Source organism: Flavobacterium chungnamense, from assembly GCF_039539165.1.
Taxonomy (GTDB): Bacteria; Bacteroidota; Bacteroidia; order Flavobacteriales; family Flavobacteriaceae; genus Flavobacterium; species Flavobacterium chungnamense.
In genome coordinates this window covers 69,200-82,700 of sequence record NZ_BAABCS010000014.1, presented here as the reverse complement: position 1 = coordinate 82,700, position 13,501 = coordinate 69,200, and the positions used below count along the sequence as shown (strand labels likewise).

Here is a 13,501-nt window from a genome sequence, read left to right as displayed (position 1 = left end):
TTATGCGAATATTAGTTACCGGAGCAGCAGGTTTTATTGGGTCACACTTATGTGAAAAGTTAGCTTCGTTGCATCATGAAGTATTTGGAATAGATAATTTCAATAAATACTACGATGTAAAACTAAAAGAATTAAACGCATCCGATTTGGAAAATGTAGGTGTAAAAATTTACAGATTGGATTTGAATGACGATTTAAAATCGGTTTTCGAAACTCCTTTTGATTATATCTATCATTTAGCTGCACAACCAGGAATCTCTTCTGATACTTCGTTAAATGATTATGTGACAAATAATATTTTTGCTACTCAAAATTTACTTGAAAGTGTTTTAACGTATAATTCAGATTTAAAATTATTTGTAAATATTTCTACTTCATCTGTTTATGGTTCGGTTGCAACTGTCGATGAAGAAGTAACTCCAAAACCAATTTCTTTTTATGGAACGACAAAACTTGCTGCAGAACAACTAGTTTTAGGCTTGGAACGAACTAACAAACTAAAAGCCTGTTCTATTCGTTTGTATTCTGTTTATGGTCCAAGAGAACGTCCAGAGAAATTATATACTAAATTGATTGATAATCTGCATAATAACCAACCATTCCCATTATTTGAAGGAAGTGTAAAGCATGAAAGAAGTTTTACCTTTGTGGGAGATATTGTAGATGGTTTAGCTTCAATTATTGGTAACGAATCAGTTGTAAACGGCGAAATAATTAATCTTGGAACCGATGTAGTTAATACAACTCAAGAAGGTATTTCCATTGTAGAAGAGATATTGAATAAAAAACTGGTTATTGATCATCAACCAGCACGTAAAGGAGATCAACAAAAGACATCAGCAGTAATAAATAAAGCTGTAAAATTGTTAAACTACAAACCAAAATCTACACTAAAAGACGGACTCCAAAAGCAAGTTGATTGGTATTTTGAAAAATTTGTAAAGTAATTACAGATTATTTTTTAGAAAAACTTCCAAATCGGGAATGATAATTTCGGGCGTCAATTGAAGATAAAATTCTCTTGGATTTTGTTCTATTTGTTTGCGCTCTTCATAAGTAAAACCATCATATATTTCAGGTTTTTTATCTAATAAATGAATGGAATGATGTTTTATTCCATCTTCAAAACTTGCCCAATGTGCTTTGTTTACATACGGTGAGAATATGGTAAAAGTTGGTTTTTGAAGCGCTTTTGCAATATGAACCGTTCCACCTTCATTGGCAACCAATACATCACATTGATTCATTAATTTGATAAAATCTCTAATACTTGGTGCATAGATATCCAAAATTATATTTTGTTTGTATTGACACATTTCATAAATAGCTAAAGCATCTTTTTTTTGATGTGGCGAATAGTTGAAAAGGAGGTAAGCATCATAATTTTTTGCTATGTAATCAATAATTGTTGCTACATATTCAAAAGGCATTGATTTCTGTGGTGTACTGCCTAAAACGCCTAACATGATTACTTTTTTATCATGATAATTTTTCAACCAATTTTCATTTTTTTCACTTTCAGAAAGAAATAATTTTGGTTCGTAATCTATGGGTTCAAAATCGCCAGCATATTCTATTAGATGAACACGATCTTCGATAGCTTTTCCGCAAAATTTTGTTGATGATTGTAAACCTTCTGTGGGATGAGTATAGTAGTTCCAATTGCCAAATCGTTTGCGGCTTTTATGACCAATAGTTTGTTTGGCACCACTAAATTTACAAATTAATCGGCTTTGAGTTTTCGAATAAGGATCAAAAATAATATCGTATTTTTCTTTTCTAATTTCAAGAATGAACTTAAATAAGTTCTTTATTTTCTTAAGTTCTTTTTCTTTAATAGCAATAATTTTATCTATGTTTGGATTTTGTTCTAAAACACCGGTTGTAAAATCATAAGCCATAAAATGAACTTCACTATCGGGATATTTTCTTTTAAAATTATTGGCAATAACCGAGGCAATTAATACGTCTCCAATTCGCTTATTTTGTATAATTAATATTTTCATCCCAAAGTGTTAAAATAAATATCGATTTAATAGAAAAACTATTTCTTGGTGCAAAGTACTATTTTTTATACTTTTAAACCAAAATATTAACTCCAACCGTGAAGATTATCCTTAATCCTAAATATAAAGAACAAGAAAAAGCTATAATTCAATTAGTTACAAGCTTTTTTGAAGAAGGAAATCTTATAGTAAAAGGTTCTCGAAATACTATTAAATCAAATTTTTTAGGTTCTGAAAAGGTAAATATCAAGTTTTTTAAAAAACCAGGTATATTTAAATCAATTATTTACTCTTTTTTTAGAAGCACAAAAGCCAAAAGATCGTTCGACTATGCCAATTATTTAACAAATCATAATATTCTCACACCGCAGCCAATTGCTTATATAGAAGAACGAAGTGTTTTTGGTTTACTAGGAGATAGTTTTTATATCAGCCAGCAAATTGATTACGATTTTACTATTAGAGAATTAATTCATAATCCGTTGTTTCCTAATCGAAATAGTATTTTAGAACAGTTTGCTGAATTCACCTTCAAAATGCATGAAGCAAATGTAAATTTTTTAGATCACTCACCAGGAAATACCTTAATTGTAGACAAAGAAAATAATCAATTCGAGTTTTATCTAATTGATTTAAACCGAATGAAATTTGAAAAACTATCTATCGAAAAACGAATGGATAATTTCAAGAAAATGTGGTTGTCAAGAACAATGATTAAAGTAGTAGCCAAGAAATACGCCAAATTAATTGGTCAGCCAGAAGAGAAAATTCATACTATTTTGCTAGAAAAAACACTTCAATTCAAGAGAAGAATTACAAAGAAAAAATACCTAAAAAGAAAACTAAAAAAATAAAAAAAATCCGAACGTAAATTCGGATTTTTTTATGATTATTTTATAGTTTAAACCGCTACATCATATTCTCTTAAAGCATCATTAAGCGATGTTTTTAAATCAGTTGAAGGCTTTCTTTTTCCGATGATTAGTGCACATGGAACTTGATATTCTCCAGCAGCAAATTTCTTAGTATAACTTCCCGGAATTACCACAGAACGTGCAGGAACAAAACCTTTATATTCAACAGGTTCATTTCCGGTAACGTCGATTATTTTTGTTGAAGCCGTTAAACAAACATTGGCTCCGAGAACAGCTTCTTTTTCTACTCGAACACCTTCAACAACAATGCATCTTGAACCTATAAATGCGCCATCTTCAATAATTACTGGAGCTGCTTGTAATGGTTCCAAAACACCACCAATTCCAACACCACCAGATAAATGAACATCTTTACCAATTTGCGCACAACTTCCTACTGTTGCCCATGTGTCAACCATTGTTCCTTCATCCACATAGGCACCAATATTTACGTAACTTGGCATTAAAATCACACCTTTAGAAATGTAAGCGCCATATCTTGCAACAGCTGGTGGAACAACACGAATTCCTTTTTCGGCATAACCAGTTTTTAAAAGCATTTTGTCATGGTATTCAAAAATTCCTACTTCATGCGTTTCCATTTTTTGAATTGGAAAATACATAACTACGGCTTTTTTTACCCATTCGTTTACTTGCCAACCACTCTCAGTTGGTTCTGCAACTCTTAGTTTGCCGCTATCTAATAAATAAATCACTTCTTTGATAGTGTTTATTGTAGTTTCTTCTTTTAATAATTCTCGGTTATCCCAAGCTTTTTCTATTGTAGATTGTAAGTTTTGCATAGTGATTAATTTGTCACAAATATAGTTCAATATCGATAAATTTTCTAAATAAAATGATTGTAAATTATAATTTATAGTCTAAAATTTTCCATTTTCTACCTTTTTGAATTTTGTGAAATTGTTTCTTCCAAAATGACATTTTTTTGTAAGCTCTTTTTTCTGAAGATAAATATTCAGGATTTATTTTGTCAATTTCTACTATCATTTCTTCAAATGATTTAGATTTATTATGCTCAAAAAAATGAGTTAAAACACTTCTAAATTCTTTAAAATACCAATAATGATGAATGTAATTTTTAGATTCAAAAGGAGTTGTTTGCTTTTGAAAAAAATAATTAAATGCAATCTGTTCCATCACGAAAAGTTGATTTTTAGAATAAAGTAAATCAACAAATTTTTCAACCATTTTAAGTTGGTTAGAATAACTAGAGTTAAATCCAATTACACCAGCATTCCAAACAGTAAAATCAGAATCAATTTTTATAGTTTCATTTAATAATGGAATCTTAAATTCACTTTCATTTTTCAAAAATGCTTTCATTTTCCTAGCAATTCCACCTTTATTATCAATTAATTTGCCTTCACATTTATCAAAATAAACAGAATTAGAATTGATGTTGTTAAAGATTTCAGAACAGTTTTTTGTGAAATAAGTGTCAGAATCTAAGTAAAGAAAATTGCCCTCATACTTTGAAACTATATCTTGAATTACTTTAACTTTCATTCTATGAATAAAATTGTCTTTGCCTTTCCATTTGCCAATGGTTGTTGAATCTATTGAAAACACTTCAATATCTTCTGGAAAATGTGTTTTTATATAGACTACATCATCGGCATAAATAACAATTTTAGATAACTCATTGACTTTGTGTTTATAAGCTGACAAAATGGAATAATGCAATTCATAATAATAAATTGGATTACCGTGAATTAAGTAAACTAAATAATTTTGCATTTTAGATTTTGTATATTTATTATGTAATTCTTTTAATCAAATGAATTAAATTTTTGAAGTATTTTCAAAGATAAAAATAATCTACAAAAGCAATTGTTATTTGACACTATTTAATTTTACTAAATAGTTTTATATGCAACATATTCAGATTAATATGTAACATATTTAGATTATTGTGTAACAATACATAATGTAAATGTTCTCAAATTTGTACTATATAGTAAAAACAGCTATATGTTACATTAATATGAAAAAAACTTACCTTATTTTAGCTTTAACATTTCTTACAATAATTAGTTGTCAGAAAAAAGAAAATGAAACGACTTCAACCGAAAACGACTCCATTGAATATCAAGACGCTACTAATGTAGTCAATGATACTATGGTTACCGACACCATCAAAGTTGATTCATCTGATGTTGAATTATTAAACAAAATGTCTACAAATACAACAGTAAAAACAACAGATCCTTCTAAAGGTAAGTTTGCATTAGCAGAAACTAAATGGAAATTGGTAGAATTAAACGGTAAAGCAGTAAAAAGTGCTACTAACAAAGACTACTTTATAAATTTAGACTCTAAATCAGGTAAGTTTGCAGCTTTTGCAGGTTGTAATAATTTAGCTGGAACTTTTGTTATGAAATCTACAGGAAAATTAGCTTTTTCAAAAATAATTGCCACCAAAATGGCTTGCCCAAATATGGAGTTTGAAAGCAATTTCATCAAAACAATTGAAAAAACTGACAATTATATGATTGAAGGTAAAATGTTGCATTTTCATAAGGCAAAAGGTGCAGCTTTAGCAAAATTTGAAGCTGTTAAATAGTTTGATTTAAATTTTAAATTACAATTTAGTAAAAGGTATTCTGTAAAGAGTGCCTTTTTTGTTTTATTTAAGTTAGAAAAATTATTTTCACTAATTCAATATCCTATATTTGTATAAAATTTTTAAAATGCCAAGAATTTTAGCCATAGACTACGGAATAAAACGAACAGGAATTGCAGTTACTGATGATTTTCAAATAATTGCATCAGGTTTAACAACAATTCCTTCTGAAACTATTATAGCTTTTTTAAAAGAATATTTTGCTAAAGAAAAAGTTGAAAAGGTAATTATTGGTGAACCCAAACAAATGAATGGTAAACCGTCTGAAAGTGCCGAAATTATTGAAAAATTTGTTATCAAATTCAAATCAGAGTTTTCTGAAATGAAAATGGAACGTGTTGACGAACGTTTCACTTCCAAAATGGCTTTCCAAACTATGATTGATAGTGGTTTAAAAAAGAAACAACGTCAGAATAAAGCTTTAGTAGACGAAATTGCTGCTACAATAATGTTGCAGGATTATTTATTGCGATTTAAAATCACTTAGTTGCTTACTTATCAAAAGTGTACGATTGTCTAAATCAAAAACCTCTAAATTGTAACACTAATTTATTTTTTTAATTACTTTTGCAAAAAATAAATGCAAACTATTCGGCTAACACTGAATATTGAAAACAGAATACTAAAAAATGATATTACCAATAGTTGGCTACGGCGATCCAGTTTTAAGAAAAGTATGTGATGATGTCACTATCGAATATCCTAATTTGAAAGAAATCATTGCTAACATGTATGATACCATGTATAACGCTTATGGTGTTGGTTTAGCTGCGCCACAAGTAGGTTTAACAATTAGATTATTTGTTATTGACACCGAACCTTTTAGTGATAGTGAAGATTTAACAAAAGAAGAACAAGAACAATTAAAAGGATTCAAGCAGACATTCATTAATGCTAAAATGTTGAAAGAAGAAGGTGAAGAATGGGGTTTTAATGAAGGTTGTTTAAGTATTCCAGATGTAAGAGAAGACGTTTACAGAAATGAAACGATTACTATCGAATATTTTGACGAAAATTTTAACAAAAAAACAGAAGTTTATGATGGCTTGATTGCCAGAGTGATACAACACGAATACGATCATATTGAAGGAATTCTATTTACCGATAAAATATCTACACTAAAACGTACGTTAATTAAAAAGAAATTGCAAAATATTATGGATGGTAAAGCAAGACCAGACTATAGAATGCGATTTTGTAACAAAAAAGGAAGATAAATTTGTGTTGAGAATAGTAGATTTTAGATTTCAGAAATTTTATCTTTAATATTTCAGTTGAAATTGAAGTTTTATAATATATTTGCCACCGCTTAAAATAATTTTTAGAAAATGAATGTAGAAAAAATATTAGCCATTTCAGGAAAACCAGGTTTATTCGAATTAAAAATTCAAACGCGTTCGGGTTTCGTCGCTGAATCATTATTAGATGGAAAAAAGATTACAGTTGGAATGAAAAGTAACGTAAGTTTACTTTCTGAAATTTCAATGTACACACATAGCGAAGAAAAACCTTTAGTTGAAATTTTACGTGCAATTGCAGTAAAAGAAAATGAAGGACCTGCAATTTCTCATAAAGAAGATAATGCAAAGTTGATTGAATATTTTTCTCAAATTGTACCAGATTATGATGAAGATAGAGTGTATGCATCAGATATTAAAAAAGTATTGAATTGGTACAACATGCTTCAAGCAAAAGGAATGGTTTCTAAAGAAGAACCAAAAGTTGAAAACGCTGAATCTGTAAAAGAACAAGTAGTTGAAGAAGTAAAGGCTAAAAATGAAACTGCTGAAAAACCAAAAGCTAAAGCAAAAAAATAGTTAATTACTTTTTTATAAATATAAATCCTATTGCAATAGTATTGTGATAGGATTTTTTATTTTTACTAAAATAAAAGATATGAATTCAAAACAACAACAACTCGATGCTTTCAATAGATTATTAGATATTATGGACGATTTACGTGATAAATGTCCTTGGGATAAAAAGCAAACTATCGAAAGCCTTCGTCATTTAACTATAGAAGAAACCTACGAATTGGGAGATGCAATTCTAAATAATGATTTGCAAGAAGTTAAAAAAGAGCTTGGTGATTTGTTATTACACATAGTTTTTTATGCCAAAATCGGAAGCGAAACAAATGATTTTGACATGGCAGATGTTTGTAATGAAATTTGTGATAAACTAATACATCGTCATCCACATATTTATGGTGATGTTGAAGTTGCCGATGAAGAAGAAGTAAAGCAAAATTGGGAAAAACTCAAACTTAAAGAAGGAAAAAAATCGGTTTTAGAGGGTGTTCCAAAAGGATTACCAGCATTAGTTAAAGCTTCAAGAATTCAAGATAAAGTTAAAGGAGTAGGATTTGATTGGGAAGAACCGCATCAAGTTTGGGATAAAGTACAAGAAGAATTGCAAGAACTTCAAGTCGAAGTAAAAGAAGGAAATCAAGATAAAATTGAAGCCGAGTTTGGAGATGTTTTATTTTCAATGATAAATTATGCAAGATTCTTGAAAGTAAATCCAGAAGATGCTCTTGAACGAACCAATAAAAAATTCATTAAGCGTTTTCAATATTTAGAAAGCAAAGCTGGCGAACTCGGAAAACCATTAATGGATATGACATTAGCAGAAATGGATGTTTTTTGGAACGAGGCGAAGAAGTTGTAACTGCAATATTTTATAATTCATTTGATTATTTAAAAATACTTATATTTGAAAACTAACCAACCAAAAACTAACCAATGTCAGAATTAAAACACGAATTAAAACGTTCCTTAGGATTAATTGATGCCACAAGTATTGTTGCAGGTTCCATGATTGGATCTGGAATATTTATAGTTACAACCCAAATGGCAAAAGATGTTGGATCGGCTGCATGGATTTTGGTGATTTGGTTAGTTACTGGATTGCTTACAATGAGCGCTGCATTGAGTTATGGCGAATTAGCAGGAATGATGCCAAATGCAGGTGGACAATTTGTGTACATCCAACGTGCTTATGGGAAATTAGCTTCATTTCTATATGGTTGGACCGTTTTTACTGTGATTCAAACAGGTGTAATTGCTGCTGTTGCAGTTGCTTTTGCCAAGTATTCGGCAGTATTTTTCCCGGTTTTAGATACCGAACTTATAAAAATTGGCGATAGTTTCGTTTTTACCAATAAGCAAGTTTTAGCCATGGCTAGTATATTATTATTAACTTACATAAATACTAGAGGAGTTAAAACAGGTAAATCCATTCAATTATTTTTTACTTCAACCAAATTGATTGCTCTTTTTGCATTAATTATTTTAGGATTGTATGTTGGATTAAAAACAGATGTTTTATCTAACAATTTTGCCAATATGTGGGATGCCTCAAAAACCATAGTAAATCCAGACGGAAGTATTACTGTTACAAAATTAGTCGGAATAGGTTTAATAGGAGCAATGGGTGCAACAATTATAAACTCACTTTTTTCAAGTGATGCCTGGAACAATGTAACTTTTATTGCTGGCGAAATTAAAGATCCCAAAAAGAACATTCCACGAAGTTTGTTTTTAGGAACTTTAATTGTAACTATCATTTACATTTTAGCCAACGTAGCTTATTTGGCTTTACTTCCAATAAATGGAACTCCTGATTCAGGAAGTGTTTTAGGAAACGGAATCATGTTTGCCAGCGAAGATAGAGTAGGAACTGCTGCAGCCAATATGATTATGGGAAATATTGGTGTTTTTGTAATGGCTGGATTGATTATGATTTCAACTTTTGGATGTAATTCAGGCTTAATTTTATCTGGTGGAAGATTGTTTTATGCTATGGCAAAAGACAACTTGTTTTTTAAAGCAGCAGGTGATTTAAACGATAAAGATGCGCCTGCAAGAGCACTTTGGTTGCAATGTTTATGGGCTTGTATACTATGTATTTCAGGTAAATATGGCGATTTACTTACTTATGCCACATTTGCATCACTTTTGTTTTATATACTAACTATCTATGGAATTTTTATTTTAAGAAAAAATGAACCTAATGCTGAGCGTCCTTACAAAGCATTTGGTTATCCAATAATTCCAATTTTGTATATTGTTGTAACCGCTTTAATTTGTATTTCTTTATTGATTTATGATACTAAAAGTACAGGCTTAGGACTTTTTATAGTTGGATTAGGAATTCCAGTATATTATCTATTTTTGAATAAAAAAGAGTAAAATGGAGTTACCTTATTATGCAGTTATTTTCACATCAAAACGAACTTCTGTTGATGAAAATTATTCTGAAATGGCTGTTAAAATGATTGAATTAGCGCAGCTGCAAGAGGGTTTTCTTGGTGTTGAATCTGCCAGGAATGAGATTGGTATAACTGTTTCCTATTGGAAAACGCTAGAAGATATTAAGAATTGGAAACAAAATCTAGACCATCTTGATGCCCAAAAATTAGGCGTTTCAAAATGGTATGAAAATTATACAGTTAGAATAGCTTTGGTAGAAAAAGAATATAGTTTTGAAAAATAACTATTCAGCCATTCTTTTTAATTTATTTCTATCAATAATAGCGATTTTCTTTCCAATTAATTCAATCAATCCAATTTTGTTAAATTCAGAAAGTAATCTTATACAACTTTCGGTCGCAGTTCCAATCATTCCGGCAAGTTCCTCTCTTGATAATTGTATATGAAGGGAACCATCATCATTTTTACCAAAAGTATCTTCCAATTCTAATAATGTTTCTGCCAGACGCTCTTTTACACTTTTTTGCGCTAAAGAAACCATATGATCATCAGCATCTTTCAAGTCACCACAAACACTTTTCATCATATTCATAGAAAATTGATTATTTTCGTTAAAGAACTCCATAATCTCCTTTTTCGGAATAAAACATACTTCCATATCTTCAAGTGCAACAGCACTTAAATTAGTAGGTTCTTCACTTATTAAGGAACGTTGACCCAATAATTCGCCTGGTTTTACCAATTTTACAATTTGATCTTTACCATTGGCACTCAACTTTGTAAGCTTACAAACGCCATCTTTAATACAGAAAATACCATTAGTAGTTTCTCCTTCTTCAAAAATCGGTTCTCCTTTTTTAATAATGTAAGAGGTCTTACATTCTGCCATTTTAAGAAGTTCTTCTTTATTTAATGCCTTAAGCGAGCTAAATTGTCTAACGATACATTGTTCACATTTACTCATTGGAGATAGTTTTATTGATTTACAAAAATAGTGAATGTATGACAATTATCATATTTTAATTTTAACTATTGTTCCACCTTTGTCTCAGGTAAAATGAGCAAATTTATGGACACAAAAAATTGTTTCCATTGTGGTAATGAAATTATAAAAAAAGACGAAGTTCTATTTGATGAAAAAAGTTTCTGTTGTAATGGTTGTAAGACTGTTTATGAGATTTTTAGTCAGAACGATATGTCTTGTTATTATGATTTTCAAGCATCTCCTGGTGCAACACCACTGGATATTAAAGGTAAATATGATTTTTTAGACAATGAAGAAATTGTTACTAAACTTCTCGAGTTTCAAGAGGATGCAACCGCTATTGTTTCACTCTACATTCCTCATATACACTGTAGTTCGTGTATTTGGATTTTGGAAAATCTACAAAAGCTTCAATCAGGAATAAGTACTTCTCAAGTTAATTTTGGTGAAAAGAAAGTTAGAATTAATTTCAATTCTGAAAAAACTTCGCTAAAGCAAATCGTAGAAATGTTAAGTTCTATTGGATATGAGCCATACATTTCGTTAGAAAATTTTGATGAAGGAAAAAAGAAAGTAGATCGAACCTTAATCTATAAAATAGGAGTAGCATTTTTCTGTTTCGGAAATATCATGCTACTATCCTTTCCCGAATATTTTGAAGTAGAAGAATTTTGGATTAATCAATACCGTGGATTTTTCCGATGGTTGATTTTTGCACTTTCACTTCCTACATTTATTTATTCTGCAAGCGGATATTATGTTTCTGCATGGAAAAGTATAAAATCAGGGCTTTTAAATATCGATATTCCTATTGCTTTGGGAATTGTGGTAATGTTTATTCGAAGTACTGTCGATATTGTATTTGATTACGGACAAGGCTTCTTCGATAGTATGTGTGGCTTGATTTTCTTCATGTTAATGGGAAAATTATTTCAGATAAAAACTTACGACTTTCTTTCTTTTGAACGTGATTATAAATCCTATTTCCCAATCGCAGTTACTAGAGTTGCATCTAATGGTAGCGAAGAATCGGTTCAAGTTTATGATATTGTAAAAGGTGACAGATTATTAATCCGAAATCAAGAATTACTTCCGGTAGACGGAATTTTAATTTCACCAAAAGCATCTATCGATTATAGTTTTGTGACAGGTGAAGCAGTTGCCATTGAAAAAAAATCAGGCGATAAAGTTTTTGCAGGAGGAAAGCAGTTGGGAAAAGTAATCGAAATGGAGGTGCTTTTTTCTGTGTCCAATAGTTATTTGACCCAATTATGGAGTAATGATGTTTTTCAGAAAAGAGTCGAACAACAACATAAAACCATTACCGATAAAATCAGTCGTTATTTCACTCCTGCTTTGTTAGGATTGTCTATTGTGTCCTTTTTATACTGGGTTTTTATTGATGTTACCACAGCTTTTAATGTCTTTACAGCTATTCTAATTGTGGCTTGTCCATGTGCTTTAGCTTTAACAGCACCTTTCACAATGGGAAATGTTTTACGAATTCTTGGAAACAGAAAATTCTACTTAAAAAATGCATTGGTTGTAGAACAATTAGCTAAAGTTGATAGTATCGTTTTTGACAAAACAGGAACCATCACAACCAATGAAAAAACGGCAATTACTTACGAAGGTTCCGAATTGAATTCCGCAGAATTGAGATTGTTAAAAAACGTTTTACGTGGTTCTAATCATCCATTGAGTAGAAGATTGTACGATTTTATTCCGAATCAAGAAAAGTTAGATACTACAAGTTTTGAAGAAATCATTGGAAAAGGAATTTTTGCTGAAATTGAAGGAGTTAAAGTAAAATTAGGTTCGTCTCAGTTCTTAAAAACCATGACAGAAAACACACATAAAAAAACCAAAGTACATGTGGAGTTTAATGGAGTTTATAAAGGAAGTTATGTTTTTAATAATCAATACAGAGAAGGTTTAGAGTTGTTATTTGAAAAATTATCGAAAAGATATAATCTAATAGTTTTATCAGGCGATAATGATGGTGAGCGTAAAATTTTGGAAAAAATGTTGCCATCTAATACCTCTTTAGTTTTCAATCAAAAGCCTGAACAAAAATTACAATACATAGAAAGTTTACAAAAAGAAGGTAAAAATGTAATGATGATAGGAGATGGACTAAATGATGCAGGAGCTTTAGCACAAAGTAACGTTGGAATCTCAATTTCAGAAAATGTAAATGTCTTTTCACCTGCCTGTGACGGAATTTTAGACGCATCCCAGTTCAATAAAATAGCTTTTTTTATGAATTATTCCAAAAATACTATGAAGACAATTTACATGAGTTTTGGTTTGTCTTTATTGTATAATGCTGTAGGATTGAGTTATGCAGTTTCAGGAAATCTGTCTCCAATAGTTGCCGCTATTATAATGCCGTTGAGTACCATCACAATTGTGAGTTTTGTAACAATTGTGACAAATATATACGCAAGAAGCAAGTAATTTTAACAAAAAAATAAGTATGATAAATATCATATTTTATAAATAAAGGGTAAAGTAATTTTGTTAACACAAATTTAAGGTATGAGTGTCATTTATATATTAATCACAGTAAGTATTACGGTTGCTATATTTTTCTTGGTTGCTTTTATTAAAGCAGTAAAATCAGGACAATATGACGATGATTATACACCATCAGTCAGAATGCTTTTTGACGATGAACTTCTCAAAGAAACTAATAAAAAACAAATACAAATAACAGACGAAAAACAATTATAATT

The 13,501-nt window shown here is 30.1% G+C and carries 15 protein-coding genes; 11 read left to right on the top strand and 4 right to left on the bottom strand.

The window, feature by feature from the left end; translation table 11 throughout:
* Nucleotides 1-2: 2 nt before the first annotated feature.
* On the top strand, nt 3-947 hold the full coding sequence (locus tag ABD771_RS06485; protein WP_345092345.1) for an NAD-dependent epimerase/dehydratase family protein: 945 nt from the start codon (nt 3-5) through the stop codon (nt 945-947).
* Here ABD771_RS06485 and ABD771_RS06480 read toward each other — a convergent pair whose 3' ends face one another.
* On the bottom strand, nt 948-2,006 hold the full coding sequence (locus ABD771_RS06480; protein ID WP_345092342.1) for a glycosyltransferase family 9 protein: 1,059 nt from the start codon (nt 2,004-2,006) through the stop codon (nt 948-950).
* Between the two features lie 98 nt (nt 2,007-2,104).
* Between ABD771_RS06480 and ABD771_RS06475 the strand changes: the two genes are divergently transcribed.
* Nucleotides 2,105-2,860: a lipopolysaccharide kinase InaA family protein gene (locus ABD771_RS06475; protein WP_345092339.1), complete on the top strand. Its 756-nt coding sequence runs from the start codon at nt 2,105-2,107 to the stop codon at nt 2,858-2,860.
* A gap of 47 nt (nt 2,861-2,907) precedes the next feature.
* Here the strand turns inward: ABD771_RS06475 and ABD771_RS06470 are convergent, their stop codons facing one another.
* Nucleotides 2,908-3,723 carry a 2,3,4,5-tetrahydropyridine-2,6-dicarboxylate N-succinyltransferase gene (locus ABD771_RS06470; protein ID WP_345092336.1) on the bottom strand — a complete coding sequence of 272 codons (816 nt, stop codon included), beginning with the start codon at nt 3,721-3,723 and terminating at the stop codon, nt 2,908-2,910.
* A gap of 64 nt (nt 3,724-3,787) precedes the next feature.
* On the bottom strand, nt 3,788-4,678 hold the full coding sequence (locus ABD771_RS06465; RefSeq protein ID WP_345092334.1) for a hypothetical protein: 891 nt from the start codon (nt 4,676-4,678) through the stop codon (nt 3,788-3,790).
* Nucleotides 4,679-4,925: 247 nt separating this feature from the next.
* Here ABD771_RS06465 and ABD771_RS06460 point away from each other — a divergent pair, with 247 nt between their 5' ends.
* From ABD771_RS06460 to ABD771_RS06430, 7 genes are all read left to right on the top strand, one after another.
* Nucleotides 4,926-5,504: an META domain-containing protein gene (locus ABD771_RS06460; protein WP_345092331.1), complete on the top strand. Its 579-nt coding sequence runs from the start codon at nt 4,926-4,928 to the stop codon at nt 5,502-5,504.
* A gap of 127 nt (nt 5,505-5,631) precedes the next feature.
* The gene (gene ruvX / locus ABD771_RS06455) at nt 5,632-6,051 is read left to right on the top strand and encodes a Holliday junction resolvase RuvX (protein WP_345092328.1); all 420 of its coding nucleotides are present in this window, start codon (nt 5,632-5,634) and stop codon (nt 6,049-6,051) included.
* Nucleotides 6,052-6,193: 142 nt separating this feature from the next.
* On the top strand, nt 6,194-6,781 hold the full coding sequence (def, locus tag ABD771_RS06450; RefSeq protein WP_345092326.1) for a peptide deformylase: 588 nt from the start codon (nt 6,194-6,196) through the stop codon (nt 6,779-6,781).
* 111 nt (nt 6,782-6,892) lie between these two features.
* A complete protein-coding gene (locus tag ABD771_RS06445) occupies nt 6,893-7,381 on the top strand; it encodes a DUF5606 family protein (RefSeq protein ID WP_345092323.1) in 489 nt (162 codons plus the stop codon).
* 79 nt (nt 7,382-7,460) lie between these two features.
* Nucleotides 7,461-8,234, top strand: a complete 774-nt coding sequence (mazG, locus tag ABD771_RS06440; RefSeq protein ID WP_345092320.1) for a nucleoside triphosphate pyrophosphohydrolase — start codon at nt 7,461-7,463, stop codon at nt 8,232-8,234.
* A 74-nt stretch (nt 8,235-8,308) separates the two neighbouring features.
* On the top strand, nt 8,309-9,757 hold the full coding sequence (locus ABD771_RS06435; RefSeq protein WP_345092317.1) for an APC family permease: 1,449 nt from the start codon (nt 8,309-8,311) through the stop codon (nt 9,755-9,757).
* 1 nt (nt 9,758) lies between these two features.
* A complete protein-coding gene (locus tag ABD771_RS06430) occupies nt 9,759-10,061 on the top strand; it encodes an antibiotic biosynthesis monooxygenase family protein (protein ID WP_345092314.1) in 303 nt (100 codons plus the stop codon).
* On the opposite strand, the gene ABD771_RS06425 is transcribed toward ABD771_RS06430, so the two are convergent.
* Nucleotides 10,062-10,742, bottom strand: a complete 681-nt coding sequence (locus ABD771_RS06425; RefSeq protein WP_345092311.1) for a Crp/Fnr family transcriptional regulator — start codon at nt 10,740-10,742, stop codon at nt 10,062-10,064.
* 105 nt (nt 10,743-10,847) lie between these two features.
* Here ABD771_RS06425 and ABD771_RS06420 point away from each other — a divergent pair, with 105 nt between their 5' ends.
* Both ABD771_RS06420 and ccoS read left to right on the top strand, forming a co-directional pair.
* The gene (locus tag ABD771_RS06420; protein WP_345092308.1) at nt 10,848-13,223 is read left to right on the top strand and encodes a heavy metal translocating P-type ATPase; all 2,376 of its coding nucleotides are present in this window, start codon (nt 10,848-10,850) and stop codon (nt 13,221-13,223) included.
* 81 nt (nt 13,224-13,304) lie between these two features.
* A complete protein-coding gene (gene ccoS, locus ABD771_RS06415; protein WP_345092305.1) occupies nt 13,305-13,499 on the top strand; it encodes a cbb3-type cytochrome oxidase assembly protein CcoS in 195 nt (64 codons plus the stop codon).
* The last annotated feature ends 2 nt before the right edge of the window (nt 13,500-13,501 follow it).